Below are 24995 nucleotides of genomic sequence, written 5' to 3'. Positions count from 1 at the left end.
TAGAAATGAAAAAAAAGATCCTACTTCTACTAGTTGTAATAGCATCTCTTTACTCTTGTAAAGAAGACAATAGCAATCTTCCTGATGGTCTATATGCTAAAATTGAAACGAATAAAGGAGACATAATTGTAAAATTAGATTTCGAAAAAGCGCCAATTACAGTAGCAAACTATGTCACTTTAGCGGAAGGGAAAAACGACTTTATTACAAATGATAATCTTAAAAATAGACCGTTTTTTGATGGTTTAAAATTTCATAGAGTTATAAAAGATTTCATGATACAAACAGGAGATCCGCTTGGCACAGGATCAGGAGACACAGGATATAAGTTTAAAGATGAGTTCACAGATTTAAATTTTGATAACGCTGGTGTTTTGGCTATGGCCAATAATGGACCAACTACTAATAGTAGTCAATTTTTCATCACACATGTTCCAACGCCATGGCTTCAAGGAAAGCACACTATTTTTGGGCATGTTGTCGAAAATGGAATGGACAATGTAAATAAAATTGAACAAGAAGATTATATTAAAAAAGTGACAATCATTAGAAATGGTGAAGCTGCTAAAAAATTTAATGCTGTAAAAATCTTCAATGACTATTTTTCAGTAGAATCAGAGAACCAAAAGAAAAAAGCTGCAATTGACGCAGAAAATAAAAAGGTTTATGACGAAAAATATAAAAATGTGAGAGAAGAAAAAATTGCTTACTTCGCTGACTTAAAATCTAAATCTACACGAACTCCTACCGGATTACAATATATTATTACAAAAAAAGGCGATGGTAAAAAACCAGCTAATGGAACTAATGTATTTATTCATTACGCAGGATTTCTTGAAGATGGCGAGTTATTTGACGCAAGTATTGAAAGTGTTTCAAAAACTTTTGGTAAATATGACGAAAATAGAGCGATGCAAAACGGTTACCAACCTATTTCTTTTCAAGCTGGTAAAAAAGATGGCATGATTCCTGGATTCATTGAGGGGTTAGAGCATTTATCTTTTGGTGATAAGGCAGTAGTTTTTATTCCAGCTCGATTAGGTTATGGCGCTGCAGGTGCTGGAGGAGTTATTCCACCTAATTCTAATATCATTTTCGAGATAGAATTGTTAGAAAGTATGCCACAATAATATTTAAAAAGTTACAACTTAAATAAATTAGAAAATGAAATTTAAAATTCTGTTTTTATTGTTTTTAGGAATGTTAAGCGTTCATTCGCAAACGATCAAGAAAACTGTTACTGCTAAAAAACCTGCGACTGCAGTAAAAGCAACTGTAAAAAAAGCAGTAGCGCCAATTGCTAAAACTGCCGTTGTAACTGAAGGAATTTTTGCAACTATATCAACAAATAAGGGTGACATTACTATTCAATTAGAATATCAGAAAGCTCCAATTACTGTAGCTAACTTTATAGCATTAGCAGAAGGTAACAACACATTTGTTAAAGATGAAAAATTAAAAGGAAAACAATTTTACGACGGTTTAAAATTTCACCGTGTAATAAATGACTTTATGATTCAAGGAGGAGATCCTTCTGGAAATGGATCTGGGGGACCTGGATACTCTTTTAAAGATGAATTTACAGATTTAAAACATAGTAGTGCTGGGATTCTATCTATGGCTAATTCTGGACCAACTACTAATGGAAGTCAGTTTTTTATAACGCATAAAGCAACACCATGGTTAGATGGAAAACACACTGTTTTTGGTCATGTAACTAAGGGGATGAATGTTGTAAACACAATTGTTAAAGACGACGTAATTACAAAAGTAATTATCTCTAAAAAAGGCGTTTTAGCCCAAAAATTTGATGCCGCTAAAGTGTTTACTGATTATTTTAGCACAAAATCAGTAGAACAAATGAAGCAAGATTTAGCAGTTGCTGAAAGCAAAGCAAAACAAGCTGCTATACAAGCAGAAGCTAAAAAAGAATATTTAGCAAAATACGGTCCAATCGCAGTTGCAAAAGTTAAGTATTTAGCTGAAGTTAAATCTAGCGCAACTACAACTCATTCAGGATTAATTTATAAGATAGTTAAAAAAGGAACTGATACTAAGCCTGCTGATAAAAGTACTTTCTTCTTCCACTATGCAGGATATTTTGAGGATGGAACATTATTTGACAGTAGTTATGAAGATGTCTCTAAAGAATACGGAAAATTTGACGCTAACAGAGCGATGCAAAATGGATACCAAGCTTTTCCTTTTGAAGCAGGTAAAAAGGATGGAATGATTCCCGGATTTCTAGAAGCATTATCTCTTATGTCTTACGGAGATAAAGTAGTAGCATTTCTTCCCTCTACTTTAGCTTATGGCGAGCGCGGAGCTGGAGATGTTATCCCACCAAATACAAACTTAATATTCGAACTAGAAATGTTTGAAAAACAACCCGCGACAAAATAATAAACAATAGAGTATTTAATGAAGAAACCCGATAGTTTAATAACTATCGGGTTTCTTTATTTTATGCAAACTTGTTATTTCTTAGAAGGAAACTTCCAGTCGAATTCGTCTTTTTGATTTATGATGGCTCCTATTTCAAATTTGACAACTTCGTCGAACTCAGTTTGAAAAATGATCCAGTTTTCCTCATTAAAGTAATTTTCAAAAGTGTCAAATTCTTCTTGAGTGAACTTAGTAATTGATTTTGCAGTCAAATCTTTTTTTACATCACTGATTTTTCTATCAATAATTTTATTTCCAAAAAGTTCTAAATCCTTACTTGAGGCTACAATATAACCTAATTTGAATTCTTCCTCAACATAGAAAGTTAATCTAACTTTTAATTTATTATAAGCAAAGATCACATTATCATCTTCGTCTTTATAATTTCTATCTGGTTTGCCATAAATAGCAATAACGTCATTTTCTTTCATACCGAAAATGAGCTTGTCAATTCCGTTTTTTGGATTTATTTTCATATTCTTTTATTTTATGCAAAGTTCGGGAAGATTTTTGCATTGTGTGCTATATTTTTTCTTTAATAATATATTGATAATCATGGAATCGATTGGAACTAAAAAGAGCTCTTGCTTTTGCGATTTAACGAAAAATTTTACAACATTATTTTTTTTCTAAGGTTCTCTTTAACTTCTAAAAACCATTCTTCTTTTAAAATACTTAGAATAATACTATCTCTTCTTATTCCGTTCTTTGCAGTTGGCATGTGACTTCTTAGCACACCTTCAACTTTACAACCTATACTAATCATTGCAGCAATACTCCTTTTGTTGGCATTATCAGCACGGAATTCAACCCGCTCCATCTGCATTTTTTCAAAAGCATATTGCAATAACAAAAATTTGCAATGTTTGTTTATGCCCGTACCTCTAAATTCTTTTCCGTACCAAGTGTATCCCAGTTGCAACGTTTTAAAAGGGATGTTGATATCATAGAAACGAGTGCTGCCAGCATATTTTCCTCTCACTTTATCGAAAACAATAAAAGGAAATTGCATTTTATCTTCTCTTCCTTTCAAAGCATTTTGGATATATTTTTCTAAGTTTTCCCTTCCCTCTGCACCAATTGGAGAATATTCCCAAATTTCAGGTTCGTTGATAGAAAATTCAATTAAATTTTCAACATCTGAAATCTTTAAAGGTCTAAGTAAAACTTTTTCGTCTTCAAGGATTAAATCTTGGCTAAAATCAAAATCCATATTATCTCTATTTTGTTAATGTAAAAAATTAATTCAAATATAATATTAAATACACATTTGTCTCTTATCGAAAATTCTGTTCTTTTTTTAAAATTATCAATTGGATAAACTGCTAAGAATTTTGCTAGTTACATTTGAGAATTCTGTAGGTACTCAACTGTAAAATTGTTATTTTTTCATACATTAGATGCTTCAAAAAAATATTACTGACCATAATCAAACACTATGAAACTTCACCAATTACTCCTCCTCTATCTATCGTTTTTTGCTTCATTCGCTCTCTATTCTCAAAACGAGAAATCAAAAGAATTTAAAGTAGAATATGAAAAATTTACTTTGAAAAATGGTTTGCAAGTCATTTTGCACGTTGATAGATCAGATCCAGTTGTAGCAGTAGCTTTAACAAGTCACGTAGGGTCAGCAAGAGAAAAAGTGGGAAGAACGGGATTTGCTCATCTATTTGAACATTTACTATTTCTAGAATCAGAGAATTTAGGTAAAGGTGGATTAGATAAGATGAGTGCTCGCATTGGTGGCGAAGGTGCAAATGGTTCTACAAGCAGAGACAGGACTAATTATTTCCAAACAGTTCCTAAAGATGCTCTAGAGAAAATGATATGGGCGGAGGCAGATAAATTAGGCTACTTCATTAACACAGTTACTGAACCCGTTTTAGCGAAAGAGAAACAAGTCGTTAAAAATGAAAAAAGACAGAGCTATGACAACAAGCCGTACGGACATACTTTTTCAGTAATATCTAAAAATTTATATCCTAAAGCTCATCCGTATAACTGGGATGTGATAGGCTCTTTAGAAGATTTACAAAACGCAACGCTAGAAGATGTAAAAAGTTTTTATAATCGCTGGTATGTTCCAAACAACGTGACATTGACAATCGCTGGTGATTTTGATGTCAATCAAACTAAAATTTGGGTTGAAAAATACTTTGGCGAAATAAAAAGAGGTGGCGAAATTCCAAAAATGGAAAAACAAGCTGTTTCGTTAAAAGAAACTAAGAAATTCTATTACGAGGATAATTTTGCACGTTTACCGCAACTTACATTGACTTGGCCTTCTGTTTACGAATACCATCCTGATAGTTATGCATTGGAAGTTCTAGCATCTTATCTAGCTAAAGGTAAAAAGGCGCCGCTTTACAAATCTTTAGTTGAAGATAAAAAAATAACGGACGCAGTAGATCTTTACCAATATAACTCAGAAATCGCTGGACAATATATGTTGAGCGTGACAGCATTTAAAAAGGTAAATTTAAATGATGTACTGAGTGGAATCGATCAAGCATTCAAAGATTTCGAACTAAAAGGAATTTCAGAAAAAGATTTAAGTAGAATCAAAGCGGGCCAAGAAACTGCCTTTTATACCAACTTGTCAAGTGTTTTAGGTAAGGGATTTCAATTAGCTCAGTATGAAATTTTTGCGGGAGATCCAGGATTTATCGATCAAGATGTAAAAAATATTCTTGCCGTAACTACTAAGGACGTTATGCGAGTTTACGAGAAATACATTAAAGGAAAACATTTTATTGCGACAAGCTTCGTTCCAAAAGGTCAGTCAGATTTAGTTTTAAAAGGTTCAACATTAGCAACTGTAGTTGAAGAAAAAATTGTTGAGGGTAAAGAAGATGACTTTGACGCAAGTATTGCAGCAACATATGAAAAAACACCCTCCACATTTGACCGCTCGATCGAACCAGACTACGGCGAAAGCCCAGATGTAAAACTTCCAACAGTATGGAAAAGCAATTCAGCCTCTGGTTTAAAAGCAATAGGAATTGAAAATCATGAGGTTCCGCTAGTGCAATTTTTACTTCAAATAAAAGGCGGAATGCTTTTAGAAACGAAAGATAAAATAGGAGTTTCAACAATGTTAGCAGAGCTACTCACAAAAGGAACAAAAAATAAAACACCAGAGCAACTTGAAAACGCTATTGAAAGTCTTGGCGCAACAATTAGAGCTTACGCGACTGATGAAGGAATATTTATTGCTGGAAGTTCACTTGCAAAGAACTACAGCGCTACAATAGCATTAGTGGAGGAAATAGTATTACAACCACGATGGGATTTGAACGAATTTAATTTAATTAAGCAAAGTACTTTAAGCCAGATTCAACAGCAAAAAGCAGATCCTAATAGTATTGCCAGAAATGAGTTTAAAAAACTTATTTACGGTAAAGAGTCGATATTATCTCACAATAGAATTGGTGATGAAAATACATTAAAAAACATATTTATAGCTGATCTAAAAAATTATTACGCGTTGAATAGTTCTCCATCAGTTTCAATTTTTCAAATTGTAGGTGCTGTATCTCAAAAAGAAGTTGAGCAATCTTTAACTAGCTTAAATAAAAGTTGGAATTCTAAAAAAGTAATGCTTCCTCAAGTACCGGTTCCAGATGCGATAACACAATCAAAAATATATTTTTATGATGTTCCTGGCGCCAAACAGTCAGTTATAAGAATTGGCTATCCTGCTCTAGCAGCTACTGATAGTGACTTTTACAAAGCAGAAATCATGAATTATCGTTTAGGTGGTGGTGGTTTTGCCTCACAATTAACACAGCAGCTGCGTGAAGGTAAAGGATATACTTATGGAATTAATTCTTCTTTTTCAGGTTCTACTAACAAAGGGCCATTTGTAATTGGTAGCGGAGTACGATCTAACATAACTTTTGAAGCAGTTAGTTTAATCAAGGAAATAGTAAATAATTACAGTAAAAACTACAATGAAAATGATCTTGCAGTAACAAAAGGATATTTGATTAAAAGTAACGCAAGAGCCTTTGAAACATTAGGTGCTAAGCTTGGAATGTTATATGAAATTAGCAATTATAATTATGCTAACGATTACGCTAAACAACAAGAAGATATTGTAAAAAGCATTGAAATTAATGACGTTCAAAAACTTTCAGAAAAATATTTAAATGCTGAGAAGATGATTTATTTAATAATTGGCGATGCCGAAACACAGTTGAAGAAGTTAGAACAAATAGGATTTGGAAAACCTATACTTTTAAATGAATCAGTGGTGAAATAGAAATTCATTTTGGAAGATCTAGTTTGTGCTTTTTTTTCGATAAGATGGAAAGGCACAAATTTTCCCTTTATTTAAGTAATGTTTACACACTAATAGAATTTCAGTAAACTTGCACATCAAATAAAAAATCTAAGATTATAAATGATAATCTTGTTTATACTAAAATAGCTACTACCGAAATATCGATAGTAGCTATTTTAGTATTTAGAAGAATTTTTTTTTCCAAAAGGCTTTTATGAAATACTCAAATAATTATGAGCACTATTAATCAGCCATTTCATCGTAACGTTGTGGCACTTGAGGATCGTAAAGCGGACATTTAAATTCCTCCATTATACTAACAAGACTATCCATAGTCTTTCCTTCCGTTCCATAGCAGTCAATTTTTATGCTCTGTGGCGTAGTCCGAATATGGAAAGCGCCAACTCCATCAGTGTTTTTCCAACTTCTATCATCTACTTTTTCCCATTTTGAGAATACAGAAGCTATTCTATTTAAAATGACTTGAACAGGAAGTTGTTCCAATCCATCAATTTCTAATTCCTCCTCACTTATAGCCTCATAGACTTCATGATGGTTTAAATAAACTTCGTCAATGTAATTCCAAAAAAGTAATTCGTACATTTTAAAATAGTTGAATATTGTAATTAGAAAGATTTAAAATTCATCTATCAACAATAAAATAATTAATATTCGAAAGTTCCGTATTCGCTGGTAATCGTTAATTTTTTACTTTCTGATTCTAATACTCTACCAACGATTTGCGCATCAACATTAAATGACTTAGAGATGGCAATAATATCCTCAGCTATATTTTCTGGAACGTAAATTTCCATTCTATGTCCGCAATTAAAAACCTGATACATTTCTTTCCAATCCGTTTTGGATTGCTCTTGTATCAATTGAAATAAAGGTGGTACTGGAAATAAATTATCTTTTATGATATGTAAATTTTCTACAAAATGTAAAATTTTAGTTTGCGCTCCACCACTGCAATGAACCATTCCATGAATATCACTAGATGTATATTTATCTAAAATTTTCTTAATGATTGGAGCATACGTCCTTGTTGGAGAAAGAACAAGTTGTCCTGCGTCGATTGGAGAATTTTCAACTTTATCAGTCAATTTTACTTGGCCTGAATAAATTAAATCTTCTGGAACCGCTGCATCAAAGCTTTCAGGATATTTAGTTGCTAAATACTTCTCAAAAACATCATGTCTCGCTGATGTAAGTCCGTTACTACCCATTCCGCCATTATAACTCTTTTCGTATGTAGCCTGACCAAAAGAGGCCAATCCTACAATTACATCTCCAGCTTTAATATTAGCGTTGTCTATTACTTTACTACGTTTCATACGAGCAGTCACTGTGGAATCAACAATAATTGTTCTTACAATATCGCCCACATCTGCAGTTTCTCCACCAGTAGAGTGAATAGTAACTCCAAATGTATCCAACTCTTGAATTAGCTCTTCAGTTCCATTAATAATAGCCGAAAGAACTTCACCAGGAATTAGATTTTTATTTCTACCAATAGTTGATGAAAGTAAAATATTGTCGGTTGCACCAACACACAATAAATCATCAATATTCATAATTAATGCGTCTTGAGCAATTCCTTTCCAAACTGATATGTCGCCTATTTCCCTCCAATACATATATGCTAAGGAGGATTTTGTTCCTGCACCATCTGCATGCATTATTAAGCAATAATCTTCATCACCAGTTAAATAATCTGGCACAATTTTACAGAACGCTTGTGGAAACAATCCTTTATCAATATTTTTTATAGCATTATGAACATCTTCTTTCGCTGCTGAAACACCGCGAAGCGCATATCTTTTTGAAGTATCTGAACTCATGTATTGTAGTTGTAAAGCCTTATTTTAGGCATGTAGTTGTTGGGCAAAGATAATTATTTTTTTGGGTTTTGCCTATGGTCTTTTAGGAAGACTTTACGTTGATTTTAAGCAAAAATAAAAGCTAAAAAAAATACCCGAACTGTATAGCAAGGGTATTTCAATTACAACATTTTAATATATTATTCCCAGTCAGGCATAAAGTTACCGCTAAATAAAACTTCTCTTTTTAGAGCAGCATTGCCAGATATATACAATTCCATTTTTAAAATATTTTTTTCAGAAACTCCATCATTTGAGGTATTTACAAATATAACCTCAGCTTCATTAGGAGAATAGCGCGCATCAAGGTCATTAGTACCTCCTGTTTTTTCTGTTGTAATTTGAAGAGTCGCAGCTGTATTAAAATTGTATTCGAAAATTCTTGTATCTAGTTGTCTATAATTTGAACTTTCATACTCAGTAACATCTTTTGTATACAATAATTTTTTTCCTGTTATTGATAAGTTTAACCCACCAATAGCACCAGTTTGCTCAGGCAAAATAGTCGAAATAACAACACCGGATGAATTAATTACGTAAATTTCAGCCTTGTAACCATTACTATCATTTACTTTAAGTGCTATTTTCGTCCCATCACTACTCCAGTCACACTCCGATATAAATTTTCCGTTTGGAGTCTGAAATATTTTTCGTAAACCACTTCCATCACTACCAATTTCATATAATTTATCAAAATTTGGATAAATGATTTTGTTTCCTGAATTATTCCACGAGAAACCGATGTAGTCTGGATTAAAACCGGCAATGGGAACTGAATTAGTAACCTTTGTTTTATTCGAACCATCAGAATTCATAATAAATATATGATTTTGAGCGCCATTAGACTGAATAAAAGCAATCTTATCCGACTGATTATTCTTTCTGGGTCTCCAACTATTATTTTCTAAACTTGTAATTTGATAGCTCGTTTTATCTTGGCTTGCAGCAAAAATCACATTGTTAGAATTTATCTTTTTAACTATGAGAAAACGTGTTGTTGGAAATGCGAGAGTAGAAAATGTAAAAACTTGACTCAAGACAGGTTTACTTTTAGAATCTGTAGCAGATACTTGCCAGAAATATTTAGATCCGTATAATAGATTTGTCAGAACTAATTCTTTTACCTTAATGTCTGAAAATTTTGCGATTGTGGTATTTTTATCATTTCTAACAGTGATTTCGTAAGTAAGAATGTCATTGTTGGAATCTGTAGCATTCCACTCTAGCTTTGTACTTAAATTTTGCCCCAATGCATTATCTAATGGCGCGATAGCTAGTGGTGCAGATGGTGGTTGGTTTGCTCCTGTGTTCTTAGTTAATTCAAATACTACTTCACTATTTAAATTTTTATTAACTGTTACTGCTTCAAATTTAGAAAGATAACCATCCATTTGCGTTTGTAGAGAATACTCTCCAATTTTAATATTTTTGATAGTAAATTTTCCTTCAGCATCCGTAAAAACAGTACTCGACGTTGGACTTGAAAAAACTTTTACGTTTTCTAGAGGTACAAATGCATCTGCAGAAACAACTTTTCCAGTTATTGTTCCATATACTTCACTAGTACCATCAATCTTCTCTTCAGAACAAGAAGAAAAAATTAAAAATGCAACTAAAATAATGATTGAGTTTATATATTTCATCGATCTCTTTTTTTATAAAAATTACAACAACAACTATTTATTTTTCTTTTTACCTAAATAATAAGTAATTCCTAAACCAAATTTATAATAGTAATCATCTCTTTTCCCCGTCACTATGTAATCAATATTATCACTGAAATTAATATTATATTCTCCAAATAACTTTAAACCTACATTACTACCGATTAAGTATTCTAAACCACCTCCAAATTGAACTTTGCTGTGATTGTTTTCAAAATTTTTATTAAATCCATATCCTCCACCTGCATAGAAAAAGGGTGAAAGATTATCTTTAGGTAAAAGAAGCCACTCTAAATTCAAGTCCAGAGTTACATAGCCAGCATCTAAACTATTTTTATTCGCAAGTTTTAAAACATTTGTTGATGCTGAAATACTAAAGCTTTGCGACAATGCATATTTTAAAGCGCCTCTCGCAAATGGTCTTGCAAGTGGATTTGAATAATCTCCATCCATTAATGTGGTGCCAGCACCTATTTCAATTCCAAATTTATTTCTTCTTGACTCCAAAACTCTTCCATACATTTTTGAGTTATCTGCAACTTCATTTTCCTTATTGTATTTGTCGAGTAAAGCATCAACTTTTTCTTTTGGATCGTCTGTTATTAGAATTCCATCTTTTATACCTTCCAAAACAATAGACTCTACTGCTTTTTCTATAGCTTCACTAACCGCCATATGAATAGGTTCGTTGGTTGTATAACCTGTTTCTACTTCTAAAAGTCTTTTAAAATTAACGTAGCGAAATAAACTCTGGTCTACTGCTTGCGATAAAATAGTTTTAGAAATATAAACTGATTTTAGAATTTTCCCATTCGAGGTAGAAACCATTCTTAAATATACTGTTACTCTATCTTGACGATATTTTACTGACCCACCTGCACCAAAATATCGGGCGCCAAAACCACCAGTTATTATATTTGAATCATATGAAACAATTCCTCCTTCTAGAAGAACTCCTGCGTAAAGAAGCGGCGTTAATTGAGTGTCATTTGGATTAGTACTTTTAATATATTCCTGTCTAGTCGAGCGAATCAAATTTCTTTCCTGTAGTAAGTTGCCCACGTTCTCTCTTTCAATAGGGATAAACCACTTAGAATCTTCTAAAGCTTTAATTAAAATAGAGGTTGCGCCTTGTGTCACGGCAGTACTAAAACTACTTCCGTTCTCTTGCGGCTTATATTGTCCAGTTTGATCTCTAAATTTATACACTCCTACTACAACTTGTTCTTTTGGTGTCGGTAAATTTTTTAATAAAGAAGTAGCAGGCGTTCCCTCGCCTATTATTGCTTTTTCTATTCCGGTGGGCTGATTGTAAAAACCCGCACAACCCGATAAAGAAATCAATATGAATAAAGAAAAGTAGGTTTTAATTTTCATATTATTTATTTGGAATTATTATTTGAGTTTGCTCACCAGTTTTAGTATCAAGGATATTTAAAGACAATCCTTCCGAAGTTGGAAAGATATCGATTGAATAACTACCGAAAGTATAGGACCCTTCTGCTAAGCCGTCCGTTCCAAATTGTTGTTTATAAAGCAAACTTGATATTTGGCTTAGTAACTGTGCATTTAAGCTTTCTTTAAATTTTTGTAAGTCAGTTTTTTTCTCTGCTTCAATCAACTTATCTTTAAATTTATTTTGATTTTCAGCACTGCTCATTAACCACTGATAATTAAAAGTATCGCCTCCAAAGGCAGGATTCACAGGCTTGTAAACAAAAGCTTGCGCTTTCATTGACACTGAACAAAAAAGTATAAATATTAAAAAATAAATGTATTTCATAATAGAAGTATAAATTTAATATTGTGTGAAATATTTACTTTGCTTTTCCTTTTCTTTGAAGTAGAAATAAGTGAACTTAACTGCTTCACTCGCTACTTCATCTAGAAACTCATCATCTGGTCGTGCCATAAATTCATAAATAACTTCATTATTTATTTCAATACTAAGCTTTATGTTTCGTCCATAACTAAATTCTTCTCCAATGGTAACGATATCATTTGCGTTAATATTAATGTCAATATATTTATAAAAATATTTATCATAAAAATCCTTCCCAACCCTAGTTTTAGTGTTATCAGTAACAATGCCTTTGATATTAAAACCTTCATCTGGTAAGCTAGGAACTACTTCTACTTTTTTTTTTCGGCATTAAAAACTAATCGCTCTTTGCTTACAATTTGTTTTTCTTCATTAAAAAAAAGTAGCATAATAATTACTTCGTCATCATCATTAATGTTTACCTGAGTTGTAGATAACTTTATTTTTTCAGATGGTTGTAATGTAAATAGTCCTTCCTGCGAATTATTAGATTTATTTGCATGTGTTGCAACACTATTCTTTATGACTGATAATTGGTATGACGCGCTTTTTAAACTATTCGTCAAATTTTCAGCTGTACCAGTAATTTTAATATTATTTTCAACTTTTTCTACCTCAATTTTAGCTTTTACTTCATCTTGAGGCACACTATTTTGGGCAAATATGAATGAAGTTGCTAATAATAGTATTAGTGAGAAATATCTATTTAGCATTTTATATTTAGTTTAATTTATTTAAAATTATAACAGAAGCTCCAGTTCCAGTTTGCATAACTTTCATATCTTTTGAAATAGAATTAGTTCCTATACTTTTAATATTTTGATCGTTACCGTTTTGAATCATCGAAGTGTTAGTTTCATAATTTGTTTTATAGGAATAGTCATTAATTATATTCCTATTACCTTTCTGGCTTATCTCAGCCATTATGCTGCGTCCATCTTTAACCAAATTATATTCGTTGTTATTCCCTTCTTGGTTCACGGAAATTGATGCTTTTTTTGAATTAATATCTAATAACGTCACATTAAAATTTCCAATTTGTTGAATAGCAACGACAGAATTTTTAATTTTATTAAAAGATTCGTCATTGTTGTTACTATTTCTAGAAGAGTTTAAAAAATTAAGCGCGGAATCTTGCTGCTCAAATAGGGAAGAATTATAATTTTTAAATGCGAAATTTTCCTCCGATTGTTGAGAAAAAGTAAGCTGCGTGAAAAATAAAAAAATCGCACTACTTAAGAAATAGGTATTTTTCATCTTATAATTTTTAGAATTAAAAAAAAATGAGATAGTCTAGTTAAGACTATCTCATCTTATAGCTATATTCCTAGGAAATTACATTCCGTTATTTTGAGTTACAGTAATAGAGTTGCTGTTTCCTTTAGAGAATGCAAGACTTTCATGTGACATTCCATTTTGAGTAACACTTGCATTGTTAAGATTACCAATTTGTAGCGTATTATCTAACAATTTAGTACCATTTTGAGTAGTCGTTGCAGTATTACCATCACCATATTGATAATGATTTGACTCATTTCCAGCTGCTGCTAAAGTTCCAGATGGCGAAGTTTGAGTTTGAAAAGAATGATTTTCTTTACCACCTTGGCTTGCATAAGCAGTATTGCTATCACCATTTTGTGTTTGGATCGCATCATTATTGAAATGTGGCGAAACTGGAACTACAACTGCTGCTGCAAATGCTAATTGTGCTGCACTAAATTTAGATGGCGATACTGGTTTTTCATTACCAGTTGTTCCTTGGTCAATAGTAGCTACGTTGCTTTTACCTGTTTGAATTTGTTTAGCCCAGTCAGAACCTTGAGTTGCATTTGGAGCTCCTACTATTTGATCCTGCCAAATAGTTGCTTTATTCATGTCACCTGTTTGGATTTGGTAAGCTTCATTATCTTTATTACTTTGAGAGATAAAAGCATCATTGTTATTACCTTTTTGCATAACGTCAGCTAAATTCGACAAAGCATTAAATGAAGCAGGTTGAATTCCTTGATAAACTTGAGATTTATTGCTGTTTCCTAATTGATCAACATTAGACTTGTTAAGACCACCGTGTTGATTTACAATTGAAACATCTGAATTCCCAACTTGATTAACAGCTGAAATGTTACCTTGAGCAAATGATACTGCTCCTACAAATAGCATCGCGGAGATGCATAAAATTACTTTTTTCATAATAAATATATTTAATTGGTTGTTAATACAAATTATTATGTAGGTTCTATAAAAAAGTAATGGGCAGATCACTTCTTTAGAAATAATAACAAGACTTTTATTATAATAAAATGATCTTGTTTGATTATCTTATTTCAAATATAGAAAACATTTCAAAATGGATAAAATATAAATGTTTGTTTTACAGCCTTTTGTAGAACTTTTCGACAAGATGTAGAATTATGTCGACAAAGTACACAAATGTTAAAATTTTAATGTAAGAATTTTAACATTAAATTAAAATTTAGACTTTGGACATAAAAAAAGAGGCACTAAAGCCTCTTTTTTATAATAAATTATTTACAATATTACTTTGTAAATAGTAATTCTCTATACTTTGTTAAAGTCCATATTTCGTTGTCAACCAATAATTCTAGTTTATCACAATGTTTTCTAATAGTTTCAAAATAAGGTTTTACATTATTACAATATGCTTCTGCCATCTCTTGAGCATCGTTTAAAGTATTTGCTTTCTTTCTCTCATTAGTCATCGCTACCACATTTGAATTAATTCCTTCAATATGTTTAGAGATTTGCTTAATAAGAACAATTTGCTCCTTCCCGATTGTTTCAAATTCAGCTCCAAAAATATCTTTTAATCCTTTTACATTCGTGATTAATGTATTTTGATACTTAATAGCTGTAGGTATAACATGGTTTTTAGAAATATCTCCTAAAACTCTACCTTCAATCTGAATCTTTTTAGTGTATTCTTCCAATTCAATCTCATATCTCGCCTCTACCTCAACATGGTTCATGATATTCAATTCAGAAAATAAATCTAAAGATTGTTTAGATACTCTTGCTTTTAGTGCCTCAGGAGTTGTTTTAAAATTACTCAAACCTCTTTTACCTGCTTCTATTTCCCACTCTTCGCTATATCCATCTCCTTCAAAAAGAATTTTTTTAGATTTTTTAATATATTCTCTCAATACATTAAAGATCGCATCATCTTTTTTCATGTCCTTAGATTCAATCAAAGCATCAACTTCAACTTTAAAGTCTCTAAGTTGTTTCGCAACAATTGCATTCAAAGTAGTCATTGAATTAGAACAGTTAGCAGTAGAACCTACCGCTCTAAACTCAAATTTATTTCCTGTAAATGCAAATGGAGAGGTTCTATTTCTATCTGTATTATCTAAAAGAACGTCTGGGATTTTCCCTACTACGTTCAATTTTAAGTCTGTTTTTTCTTCTGGCGATAATTTACCTGCAGTTACACCTTCTAATTCATCTAAAACCTTCATCAATTGGCCACCAATAAATACAGAGATAATTGCAGGAGGTGCTTCATTAGCTCCTAATCTATGATCATTACCTGCAGAAGCAATAGCTGCTCTCAATAATGACTCATTATCATGCACTGCTTTAATTGTGTTAATGAAAAATGTCAAAAACTGTAAATTACTCATTGGAGTTTTACTTGGACTCAACAAGTTAATTCCAGTATCTGTAGCTAAAGACCAGTTATTGTGTTTCCCAGATCCGTTAACTCCTTTGAAGGGTTTTTCATGAAACAAAACTTTAAAATGGTGACGCTCTGCTACTTTTTGCATCACATCCATTAATAAGCAGTTGTGATCTACTGCAAGATTCATTTCTTCGAAAATTGGCGCTAACTCAAATTGATTAGGTGCTACTTCATTATGACGTGTTTTTACAGGAATCCCTAGTAACATACATTCTTGTTCCAAATCTCTCATATACACAAGAGCACGAGTAGGAATAGAACCAAAATAATGATCGTCTAATTGCTGCCCTTTAGCAGAAGTATGTCCTAACAATGTTCTTCCAGTCATCATAAGATCAGGACGAGAATTTGCTAATGCACTATCAATCAAGAAATATTCTTGCTCCCATCCTAAAGTTACAGTTACTTTTTTTACATTTTTATCAAAATATTTACAAACTTCTGTCGCCGCTTCGTCGATAACAGTTAGCGCTCGTAAAAGTGGTGTTTTAAAATCTAATGCTTCTCCTGTGTACGAAATAAAAACTGTTGGGATACATAAAGTAGTTCCAAAAATAAACGCTGGAGATGTTGGATCCCAAGCCGTATATCCTCTTGCTTCAAATGTATTTCTAATTCCTCCGTTTGGAAAACTAGAAGCATCCGGTTCTTGTTGAACTAACTGCGCTCCGCCTAATTTTTCAACAGGATCACTACCATCCATAGATGTTTCAAAGAAAGCATCATGCTTCTCTGCAGTTATACCGGTAAGTGGTTGAAACCAGTGTGTATAATGAGTTACTCCTTTAGAAAGTGCCCATTCTTTCATTCCTAATGCAATATAATCAGCTAACTTTCTATCAATTTTAGTTCCGTGCTGAACAGCTCCTTGAACTCCTTTATAAGCATCTGAAGTTAAATACTGCTTCATTGACTTATCATTAAAAACATTTGCACCAAATAAGTTAGATTTTCTATCTGATTCTTCAAATATAACTGGCTTTCTTGTGGAAGCTTCTCTTAAAGCTTGGAAACGTAATGTTGACATAAAATTGATTTAATTTAGTTAGACCCCTACTAATTTGATGCAAATATAATTTATTTGTCAATTTTACAGCAAGCAACCCCCATTTTTTTTGAGTTTGGAAGTGAATTTTAATTTAATATCAATAAAAATCTAACGTTAATATTGTATCTGTAATACCAAAAAGCATCATTTTATAAAGCATTAGCATAAAAAGAGATGAAATTATGTGAACGATAGCTTTTAGGTAAAAAATCTAACCAACATATAAAACCAAAAAGTATCTTTACAAAAAAATTGACCTAAATACTTTAAATTATGATTGTCTGGATTCTTTTTTTAATCGCTGTTTTGATATTTCTTGCACTTGATTTAGGTGTTTTCAATAAAACACCACATATTATTAGTACAAAAGAAGCAGGAAAGTGGACTGCTATATGGGTAACATTGTCATTTATGTTCTCTGGAGTTATTTACTGGCTTTACAGTACGAACTATATAGCAAATCCTGATGGATTACAACCTGCAACTGCAGCGATAAAGTTTATTACGGGTTATCTCATTGAACTATCACTAAGTATTGATAACATTTTTGTCATTGCGATAATATTTGCTGCTTTTAAAATACCGCAAAAATACCAGCACCGCGTTTTGTTTTGGGGAATATTAGGTGCTATAATCTTTAGAGGATTAATGATATTTTTTGGTGTTATGCTGATCAATAAATTCTCTTGGATGACTTATATATTTGGAGCATTTCTAATCTACACAGCTATGAAAATGTTATTTAGCGGTGACGACGACCAATTTGAACCTAAAAAATCATTCGTTTATAAAATGCTTAAAAAGATTGTTCCAATATCAAACCATATTGACAAAGAACATTTTTTTGTAAAAAGAAGACATATTACCGCCGCTACACCATTATTTGTAGCGCTTGTAGTGATTGAGGTGATGGATGTAGTTTTTGCAATTGACAGTGTCCCAGCTATTCTTGCAATAACAAATGATCCATTTCTTGTTTTCAGTTCGAATATATTTGCAATCTTAGGATTGAGGTCTATGTACTTTTTCCTCGCTAATATGCTTGCTAAATTTAGTTATTTAGAATACAGTCTTATCGCTATTTTAAGTTTTGTGGGAGTCAAAATGCTACTACACGATTTTATTAAACTACCAGAATGGGTTTCTTTAGCTTTTATAGCAGTTTCACTTATTTTAGGAATTGTAATCTCATTGAGAAAAAGTAGTAAAGAAGCACTTTAAATATTTACAAATGATCGAAAACAAAAAAAGGGAAATCAAATGATTTCCCTTTTTTTGTTATAATAGAACTTACAAGCTTATCTTTTTAACTTCGCTTTTGCTAACTTTTAAAGCGGACATTACAGAGTCAATATTATTTTTATTGACTGTTTTAGCAAATCCATCAGGTATAATTACTAATCTGAAAGTTTGATTTTGAGTCCAGCTAGAAGCTAAAGTGTTTAAATTAAAATTAGCTGAAAGAGATATTTTAGCATTGAATCTTGTAAAGTCATAATTGTAATCAAGCGCTCCTCCATCATTAAAATAATAGGTTTGAGGCATTAATTTCCAAACGTCTTGCCCGTTTACAACTTCATATAAGTGATACATTAAAACAGAATCGTTAGCATAAATTGGCGGATCAAATACAACCAGCTTAGTATAATTATTATTAGAATTAAATGACGCTGTAACTTCAAACACTTCTGTTCTAGGATTATTGCTTACTGGCGAGTCATAAACTTCAGTTACTTCACAACTTTGTAGTGTCATCATCCCGATGAAAGCTAACAACAAGGTAATTTTTTTCATAATTTGTGGTTTTTATATTTTTTCTAAAAAACTATATCCACTAATTGTGCCAAAGTTACTATTGTATACTAAAGCAATAGTACGAATGATCAAATAATCAACAAAATAAAATTATAAACTACTAGTAAACAGTCGAATAATAATAATAAAAAATTTATTTATTTTCTTTTAAAAATTCATTTTTTCAAGTACAATTTGTAATTTTTATTAGTTGTTTTTGGCTTTAAGCCAAAGAAAAATTTATAAGAATCTATATTTAATTTCGAATAAAAAAACCGCATCATATAAAATATAATGCGGTTTTAAATTAAGTGTTAGTCAAACAATTCGTTCAACCAATGCTTCTTCTTGTGATCTTTATAATAACCTTGTTGAGAATTATTACCGTAGGATTGATTCGGCGGACTAACAATTGTTTTTGACTCTGTCGTCGATCGTTCAATTATCTTGTCAAGTTCGCCTCTATCTAGCCAAATTCCTCTGCATTCTGGACAATAATCGATTTCAATTCCTTGTCTGTCTGACATAACAAGGGCAATTTTACATGTGGGACAATTCATAATATTTATTTTTAATTATTTATTAAATCATTTTTTTTTGGAAAAGCAATGGAAAGCAAAACAGAAATTAGTAAAATTCCTGTTATCGCCAGTAATGAATACAAAATTGGAATTTTGTAGAAGTCGACGATTGTCATTTTTATTCCAACAAAAACTAGAATTGCTGATAAACCATATTTTAAGTAATGGAAATATTTTGTAATTCCAGCTAAAGCAAAGTACAGTGCTCTTAAACCTAGTATTGCAAAAACATTTGAAGTAAAAATTATAAAGGTATCATCTGTGATAGCGAGAATAGCCGGTATGGAATCCACAGCAAAAATCAAGTCAGTAAATTCAACTATCAAAAGCACAACAAATAAAGGTGTAGCAAATCGCTTTCCATCGATCTTTACAAAGAATTTACTACCATGAGACTCTTTAGACACAGGATAAAACTTCTTAAAGAGTCTAACTAAAGGATTTTTATCCGGTTGTATATCTTCATCTTTATGAAAGAGCATTTTGATTCCTGTAACAACTAATAAGATTCCAAAAATATAAATAATCCAATGAAACTTACTTATCAACGCTGCGCCCGCAAAAATGAAAACTGCTCGCATCGCTAACGCACCTAATATTCCCCAGAACAGAACTTTATGTTGGTATTTAGCTTCTACCTTAAAATACGTAAAGAGCATTATGAATACAAAAAGATTATCTATACTTAAGGACTTTTCGATGACGTAACCTGTTAAAAACTCTATTGCTTTCTGTTTGCCTAAGAAAACGTAAATTCCGTAGTTGAAAATTAATGCAAGGCTAATCCAAACTGCACTCCAAACAAGTGCTTCTTTTATTTTAACCTCGTGAGATTTTCGATGAAAAACACCTAAATCTAAAGCTAACATTAATAGGACAAAGCCCAAAAAGCAAATCCAAACAAAACTATCTATTACCATATATATTTTAAATTATGTATTTTATTAAAACAAAACCTCCTATTAAAAAGATTGTAAAGCTGAGGGCTAAAAGATTAAAATATTTATTTAAAAAATTTTTAATACTTGGTCCGAACTTCCAAATCAACCAAGCTATTAGAAAAAATCGCGCTCCTCGACTTACAATTGAAGCAAGTGCAAACATCCCTAAATTGATATTGAAAGCGCCCGCAGTTATAGTAAATACTTTATAAGGAATTGGGGTGAAACCAGCTGTGAATATTACCCAAAAATCCCAATTTGTAAATAGAATTTTGATGTTTTCATACAACTCAATTGAAAACCCTGGAACGTTATTAAAAAAGAAATTGGCAAAAGATGAAAATTCTCCAGCTGCTGTTAACCACGCTAAGTTCCCAATTGCATAACCGAGAAAAGCCCCCAGAACAGAGCCTAATGTACAAGTAAATGCATATTTAAAAGCTTTTGAAGATGCTCCTAAAGCCAGAGCAATCAACAAAACATCTGGTGGAATGGGAAAAAAAACTGATTCAGCAAATGCGAGTAAGAAAAGAACAGTCATGCTATACTTTGTCTCTGCCCAACTTAAAACCCAATTATATAATTTTCGAAACCAATTCATTTTATTTAAATTTAAGTGTATTATTATTGCTAATTAGCAAGCAATGACGCTTTCACTATTCCTAGAGTATATCTACTTTTAATCGCTTTTAATGGAATGGAAGTTCAACATGCTTTCACTAATTTTTCTTCTTTTACTTCAAAATTTGAAAAAAAGTTATAAGAATGTGATTGAGTTAACAAACACAGTACTCCCCAGTACAAATTAAAATATTGCAGGAGTAAGTGAATAAGATTCAAAAACAATTAAGAAAAGTCAGTGACTATTAAATAAGTTTTGGCGGTTGCCAAACGGGAAAAAAAGGAAATTTCAGACGTGTAGTCGAATGAAAATAATTGTGATGCGTAATCGATTCAGGTAGAGCGAAAAATTCACTTGCAAAAACTAATTGGTCTTCCTCATTTAATTCCGAATCAGAGTCAATATAATCACCGTTAGAATGGTTCTCAGCGCATAATTCTATTACAGAAGATGTGGGAATTTCTTGAAAACAAATATCAAAAAATAATAGCATGCTCATTATGAGCATTATACTAGTTAGACTGTTTTTTGGATTAATTTTCATGGCGCAAAAATAATTAAAAACTAATATGTTGGTATTTCTAACATCAAGTATTTAGAATTATTTAACAACAATGGTCTATTATAGATACGTCCAACTGAAATTTTTAGAGAATATTAAAGTTTTCGAAAATATTTTAAAACTAATAAATCCCGATTTAGATCGGGATTTATTGATAAAACTTAATTCATTATAAATTAGTGATTATATGCTTACATATTTCTTCTATACTGACCGCCCACTTCAAATAAAGCAGCTGTAATTTGGCCTAAAGAACACACTTTAGTTGCTTCCATTAGATGGTCAAATAAGTTTTCATTTTTAATAGCTGCTTCCTGTATATCGTTCAGCTGCTGTTTAACTTTATCTTGATTCGACTGATGTAAATTATTCAACATCGTAATTTGATATTGTTTTTCTTCTTCCGTCGCACGAATAACCTCAGCAGGAATAACCGTTGGAGAACCTTTAGAACTCAAGAAAGTATTTACACCAATAATTGGGAACTCACCTGTATGCTTTAAAGTTTCGTAATACAACGACTCTTCCTGAATCTTAGAACGTTGATACATTGTTTCCATCGCACCAAGAACTCCACCACGCTCTGTAATTCTATCAAATTCAGCTAAAACTGCAGCTTCTACAAGATCTGTCAATTCTTCGATGATAAAAGCACCTTGAATTGGATTTTCGTTTTTAGCTAAACCTAACTCTTTATTAATAATCAATTGAATCGCCATTGCACGACGAACTGATTCTTCTGTTGGCGTCGTAATTGCTTCATCATAAGCATTAGTATGTAACGAATTACAATTGTCGTAAATGGCATACAATGCTTGCAAAGTAGTACGAATATCATTAAAGTCAATTTCTTGTGCGTGCAAAGAACGTCCTGATGTTTGAATATGGTATTTCAACATTTGTGCTCTTTCATTAGCTCCGTATTTAATTTTCATGGCTTTCGCCCAAATTTTACGCGCTACACGACCAATAACAGCATATTCTGGATCAACTCCATTCGAAAAGAAGAATGATAAATTAGGTCCAAAATCATTAATATTCATTCCTCTGCTCAAATAGTACTCAACATATGTGAATCCATTTGAAAGTGTAAACGCTAATTGTGTAATCGGGTTTGCTCCCGCTTCTGCAATGTGGTAACCAGAAATAGAAACTGAATAAAAGTTTCTGACATTTTTAGTAATAAAATACTCTTGAACATCTCCCATCAATCGCAACGCAAATTCTGTTGAGAAAATACAAGTGTTTTGCGCTTGATCTTCTTTTAGAATATCTGCTTGAACCGTTCCACGAACTTGAGAAAGTGTTCTTGCTTTGATCTCATTATAAACTTCAAGGGGCAAAACTTGATCTCCTGTTACGCCCAGAAGGAATAACCCTAAACCATTATTCCCAGCTGGCAAATCTCCTTGATAATGCGGTCTTGCTACTCCCTTATCTTTATAAATTTTATTTATTTTTTGCTCAACTTCTTTTTCTAAAGCATTTTCCTTGATATAGTACTCACATTGCTGATCGATAGCTGCATTCATAAAAAAACCTAATAACATAGGAGCTGGACCATTGATAGTCATACTCACTGATGTCATCGCATGAACTAAATCAAAACCAGAATATAGTTTTTTAGCATCATCTAAACAACAGATAGAAACTCCTGCATTTCCAATTTTCCCATAAATATCAGGACGTACATGTGGATCATTACCATATAAAGTCACGCTATCAAAGGCAGTTGACAATCTTTTAGCTGGCAAACCAGCACTCACATAATGAAAACGCTTATTCGTTCGTTCCGGTCCACCTTCACCCGCAAACATTCTAGATGGATCTTCCCCTTCTCTTTTAAAAGGATATAATCCTGCAGTAAAAGGAAATTCTCCAGGAACATTTTCTTGCAGACACCATCGTAAAATATCTCCCCAAGCTTGGTATTTAGGTAAAGCGATTTTCGGAATTTGAGAATGCGAAAGTGACTCCGTATGTGTAGCCATTTTAATCTCACGATCACGAACTTTAAAAGTATAAACTGGATTCTTATATTTATTTACTTTTTCATTCCAAGTCAATATAATTTCCCAGTTGTACGGATCTAAATCCATTTTTACTTTTTCGAATTGATTCAGTAAAAGATTAAGGAAAATTTTATTTTCAGTAGCTCCCTGTTTTTCAAGTTCGATTGCTGTTGGCATCACTGAATCATCATCAATTCCAACTTTATTAATAGTTGGAACTTTTCCAGAAACACTTTCCAATGTTTTGAATATACCGTATAATTTTTGCGCTACTTGTTCTTGACTAACGGCTGTTACATCATACTTGCGATTGCTTTCAGCTATTTCAGATAAATAACGCGTTCTATGTGGCGGAATAACATAGATTTTCTCACTCATTTCACGCGTGATTTGGAACGTCGATTTCAAATCAGAATTTGTTTTCTCATGGACTTTATCCATAATCGCTTTGTACAGCGTATTCATTCCTGGATCATTGAACTGTGAAGCTATTGTACCAAAAACTGGCATTTCATCAGGATTAACATCCCACATATTATGATTGCGTTGGTACTGTTTTTTAACATCCCTAATTGCATCTAAAGCACCTCTTTTATCGAATTTATTCAACGCTACCAAATCAGCAAAATCAAGCATGTCGATTTTTTCTAATTGCGTTGCAGCTCCAAATTCTGGTGTCATTACGTATAATGAAACATCAGAGTGATCCATGATTTCGGTATCAGATTGACCAATACCAGAAGTTTCAAGGATTATAATATCATAATTAGCCGCTTTAATTACTTGAATTGCGTCAGCTACATATTTAGATAAAGCTAAATTTGATTGACGTGTCGCTAAGGAACGCATATAAACTCTAGGATTATTAATAGCATTCATGCGAATTCTATCGCCTAATAATGCTCCACCAGTTTTACGTTTAGAAGGATCCACTGAAATTAAGCCAATCGTTTTTTCGGGAAAATCAATAAGAAAACGACGTACTAATTCATCAACTAATGAAGATTTTCCTGCTCCACCTGTCCCTGTAATTCCAAGAACGGGAGTTTTGCAATTCTCAATCATTTTTTGGATAGCTTCCAAAGCAGGTTTTGCTATTTCAGGAAAGTTCTCTGCAGCAGAAATAATTCTTGCAATGGCTGTTGGATTTTTAGATTCTAATTTCTCCAACTCATTTGTCAATTTATCACCAGTTGGAAAATCTGACTGTTGCACTAAATCGTTAATCATTCCCTGCAATCCCATCGCTCGACCATCATCTGGTGCATAGATACGTGTGATTCCGTATGCTTGTAAATCAGCAATTTCAGAAGGTAAAATAACTCCTCCTCCTCCTCCAAATATTTTTATCTGTGGTGCTCCTTTTTCTTGAAGCAAATCATACATATATTTAAAATACTCGTTGTGACCTCCTTGATATGAAGTTATTGCAATAGCATTAGCATCTTCCTGAATTGCAGTATTTACGACCTCTTCAACGCTTCGATCGTGACCTAAGTGGATTACCTCAACACCTGTAGTTTGAATAATTCTACGCATGATATTAATCGCTGCATCGTGACCGTCAAAAAGCGCGGCTGCGGTTACAATTCTTACTTTATTGATGGGGATATATGGTTTTTGTTGTTCCATT

Annotated in this window: 22 protein-coding genes; 4 read left to right on the top strand and 18 right to left on the bottom strand. The window is 32.3% G+C overall.

Translation table 11 applies throughout. The features are described from left to right. The first annotated feature begins 5 nt into the window (after positions 1-5). Both RCH19_RS07840 and RCH19_RS07835 read left to right on the top strand, forming a co-directional pair. On the top strand, positions 6-1130 hold the full coding sequence (locus RCH19_RS07840) for a peptidylprolyl isomerase (protein WP_121924262.1): 1125 nt from the start codon (positions 6-8) through the stop codon (positions 1128-1130). Between the two features lie 34 nt (positions 1131-1164). After that, positions 1165-2403: a peptidylprolyl isomerase gene (locus RCH19_RS07835; RefSeq protein WP_343022753.1), complete on the top strand. Its 1239-nt coding sequence runs from the start codon at positions 1165-1167 to the stop codon at positions 2401-2403. 74 nt (positions 2404-2477) lie between these two features. Here the strand turns inward: RCH19_RS07835 and RCH19_RS07830 are convergent, their stop codons facing one another. Both RCH19_RS07830 and RCH19_RS07825 read right to left on the bottom strand, forming a co-directional pair. Continuing rightward, positions 2478-2921: a hypothetical protein gene (locus RCH19_RS07830; RefSeq protein ID WP_343022752.1), complete on the bottom strand. Its 444-nt coding sequence runs from the start codon at positions 2919-2921 to the stop codon at positions 2478-2480. A gap of 134 nt (positions 2922-3055) precedes the next feature. Further along, entirely contained in the window at positions 3056-3658 is a 603-nt protein-coding gene (locus tag RCH19_RS07825) for a GNAT family protein (protein ID WP_343022751.1), read from the bottom strand. A gap of 225 nt (positions 3659-3883) precedes the next feature. Between RCH19_RS07825 and RCH19_RS07820 the strand changes: the two genes are divergently transcribed. Beyond that, on the top strand, positions 3884-6712 hold the full coding sequence (locus tag RCH19_RS07820) for a pitrilysin family protein (RefSeq protein ID WP_343022750.1): 2829 nt from the start codon (positions 3884-3886) through the stop codon (positions 6710-6712). Between the two features lie 264 nt (positions 6713-6976). Here RCH19_RS07820 and RCH19_RS07815 read toward each other — a convergent pair whose 3' ends face one another. The 10 genes from RCH19_RS07815 to RCH19_RS07770 form a co-directional block, all read right to left on the bottom strand. Continuing rightward, entirely contained in the window at positions 6977-7336 is a 360-nt protein-coding gene (locus RCH19_RS07815; protein ID WP_121924257.1) for a hypothetical protein, read from the bottom strand. A 62-nt stretch (positions 7337-7398) separates the two neighbouring features. Then, a complete protein-coding gene (locus RCH19_RS07810; protein ID WP_343022749.1) occupies positions 7399-8577 on the bottom strand; it encodes an AIR synthase related protein in 1179 nt (392 codons plus the stop codon). A gap of 179 nt (positions 8578-8756) precedes the next feature. Continuing rightward, positions 8757-10259, bottom strand: a complete 1503-nt coding sequence (locus RCH19_RS07805; protein WP_343022748.1) for a carboxypeptidase-like regulatory domain-containing protein — start codon at positions 10257-10259, stop codon at positions 8757-8759. 33 nt (positions 10260-10292) lie between these two features. After that, the gene (locus tag RCH19_RS07800; protein WP_121924254.1) at positions 10293-11657 is read right to left on the bottom strand and encodes a CsgG/HfaB family protein; all 1365 of its coding nucleotides are present in this window, start codon (positions 11655-11657) and stop codon (positions 10293-10295) included. A 1-nt stretch (position 11658) separates the two neighbouring features. Further along, the gene (locus RCH19_RS07795) at positions 11659-12063 is read right to left on the bottom strand and encodes a curli production assembly/transport component CsgF (protein WP_121924253.1); all 405 of its coding nucleotides are present in this window, start codon (positions 12061-12063) and stop codon (positions 11659-11661) included. 15 nt (positions 12064-12078) lie between these two features. After that, a complete protein-coding gene (locus RCH19_RS07790) occupies positions 12079-12369 on the bottom strand; it encodes a CsgE family curli-type amyloid fiber assembly protein (RefSeq protein ID WP_343022798.1) in 291 nt (96 codons plus the stop codon). A 44-nt stretch (positions 12370-12413) separates the two neighbouring features. After that, the gene (locus RCH19_RS07785) at positions 12414-12815 is read right to left on the bottom strand and encodes a hypothetical protein (protein WP_343022747.1); all 402 of its coding nucleotides are present in this window, start codon (positions 12813-12815) and stop codon (positions 12414-12416) included. Positions 12816-12822: 7 nt separating this feature from the next. Next, a complete protein-coding gene (locus tag RCH19_RS07780) occupies positions 12823-13359 on the bottom strand; it encodes a hypothetical protein (protein ID WP_343022746.1) in 537 nt (178 codons plus the stop codon). Positions 13360-13437: 78 nt separating this feature from the next. Continuing rightward, entirely contained in the window at positions 13438-14292 is an 855-nt protein-coding gene (locus RCH19_RS07775) for a hypothetical protein (protein ID WP_343022745.1), read from the bottom strand. Positions 14293-14639: 347 nt separating this feature from the next. Further along, positions 14640-16829 carry a glutamine synthetase III gene (locus RCH19_RS07770; protein ID WP_343022744.1) on the bottom strand — a complete coding sequence of 730 codons (2190 nt, stop codon included), beginning with the start codon at positions 16827-16829 and terminating at the stop codon, positions 14640-14642. Between the two features lie 294 nt (positions 16830-17123). On the opposite strand from RCH19_RS07770, the gene RCH19_RS07765 reads away from it, so the two are divergent. After that, on the top strand, positions 17124-18071 hold the full coding sequence (locus RCH19_RS07765; protein ID WP_121924247.1) for a TerC family protein: 948 nt from the start codon (positions 17124-17126) through the stop codon (positions 18069-18071). Positions 18072-18140: 69 nt separating this feature from the next. On the opposite strand, the gene RCH19_RS07760 is transcribed toward RCH19_RS07765, so the two are convergent. From RCH19_RS07760 to RCH19_RS07735, 6 genes are all read right to left on the bottom strand, one after another. Beyond that, a complete protein-coding gene (locus RCH19_RS07760) occupies positions 18141-18644 on the bottom strand; it encodes a hypothetical protein (protein WP_121924246.1) in 504 nt (167 codons plus the stop codon). Between the two features lie 314 nt (positions 18645-18958). Beyond that, entirely contained in the window at positions 18959-19204 is a 246-nt protein-coding gene (locus tag RCH19_RS07755; RefSeq protein ID WP_121924245.1) for a zf-TFIIB domain-containing protein, read from the bottom strand. Between the two features lie 11 nt (positions 19205-19215). Beyond that, positions 19216-20145, bottom strand: coding sequence for a TerC family protein (locus RCH19_RS07750; protein WP_343022743.1), 930 nt, complete (start codon positions 20143-20145; stop codon positions 19216-19218). 7 nt (positions 20146-20152) lie between these two features. Next, positions 20153-20767, bottom strand: coding sequence for a hypothetical protein (locus RCH19_RS07745; RefSeq protein ID WP_343022742.1), 615 nt, complete (start codon positions 20765-20767; stop codon positions 20153-20155). A gap of 265 nt (positions 20768-21032) precedes the next feature. Next, entirely contained in the window at positions 21033-21332 is a 300-nt protein-coding gene (locus tag RCH19_RS07740; protein ID WP_343022741.1) for a hypothetical protein, read from the bottom strand. A gap of 209 nt (positions 21333-21541) precedes the next feature. Continuing rightward, a complete protein-coding gene (locus RCH19_RS07735; RefSeq protein WP_343022740.1) occupies positions 21542-24994 on the bottom strand; it encodes a methylmalonyl-CoA mutase family protein in 3453 nt (1150 codons plus the stop codon). Between the last annotated feature and the right edge of the window lies 1 nt (position 24995).

It is taken from the genome of Flavobacterium sp. PL12, from assembly GCF_039123485.1.
GTDB lineage: Bacteria > Bacteroidota > Bacteroidia > Flavobacteriales > Flavobacteriaceae > Flavobacterium > Flavobacterium weaverense.
This window is presented reverse-complemented; position numbering and strand designations above follow the sequence as displayed.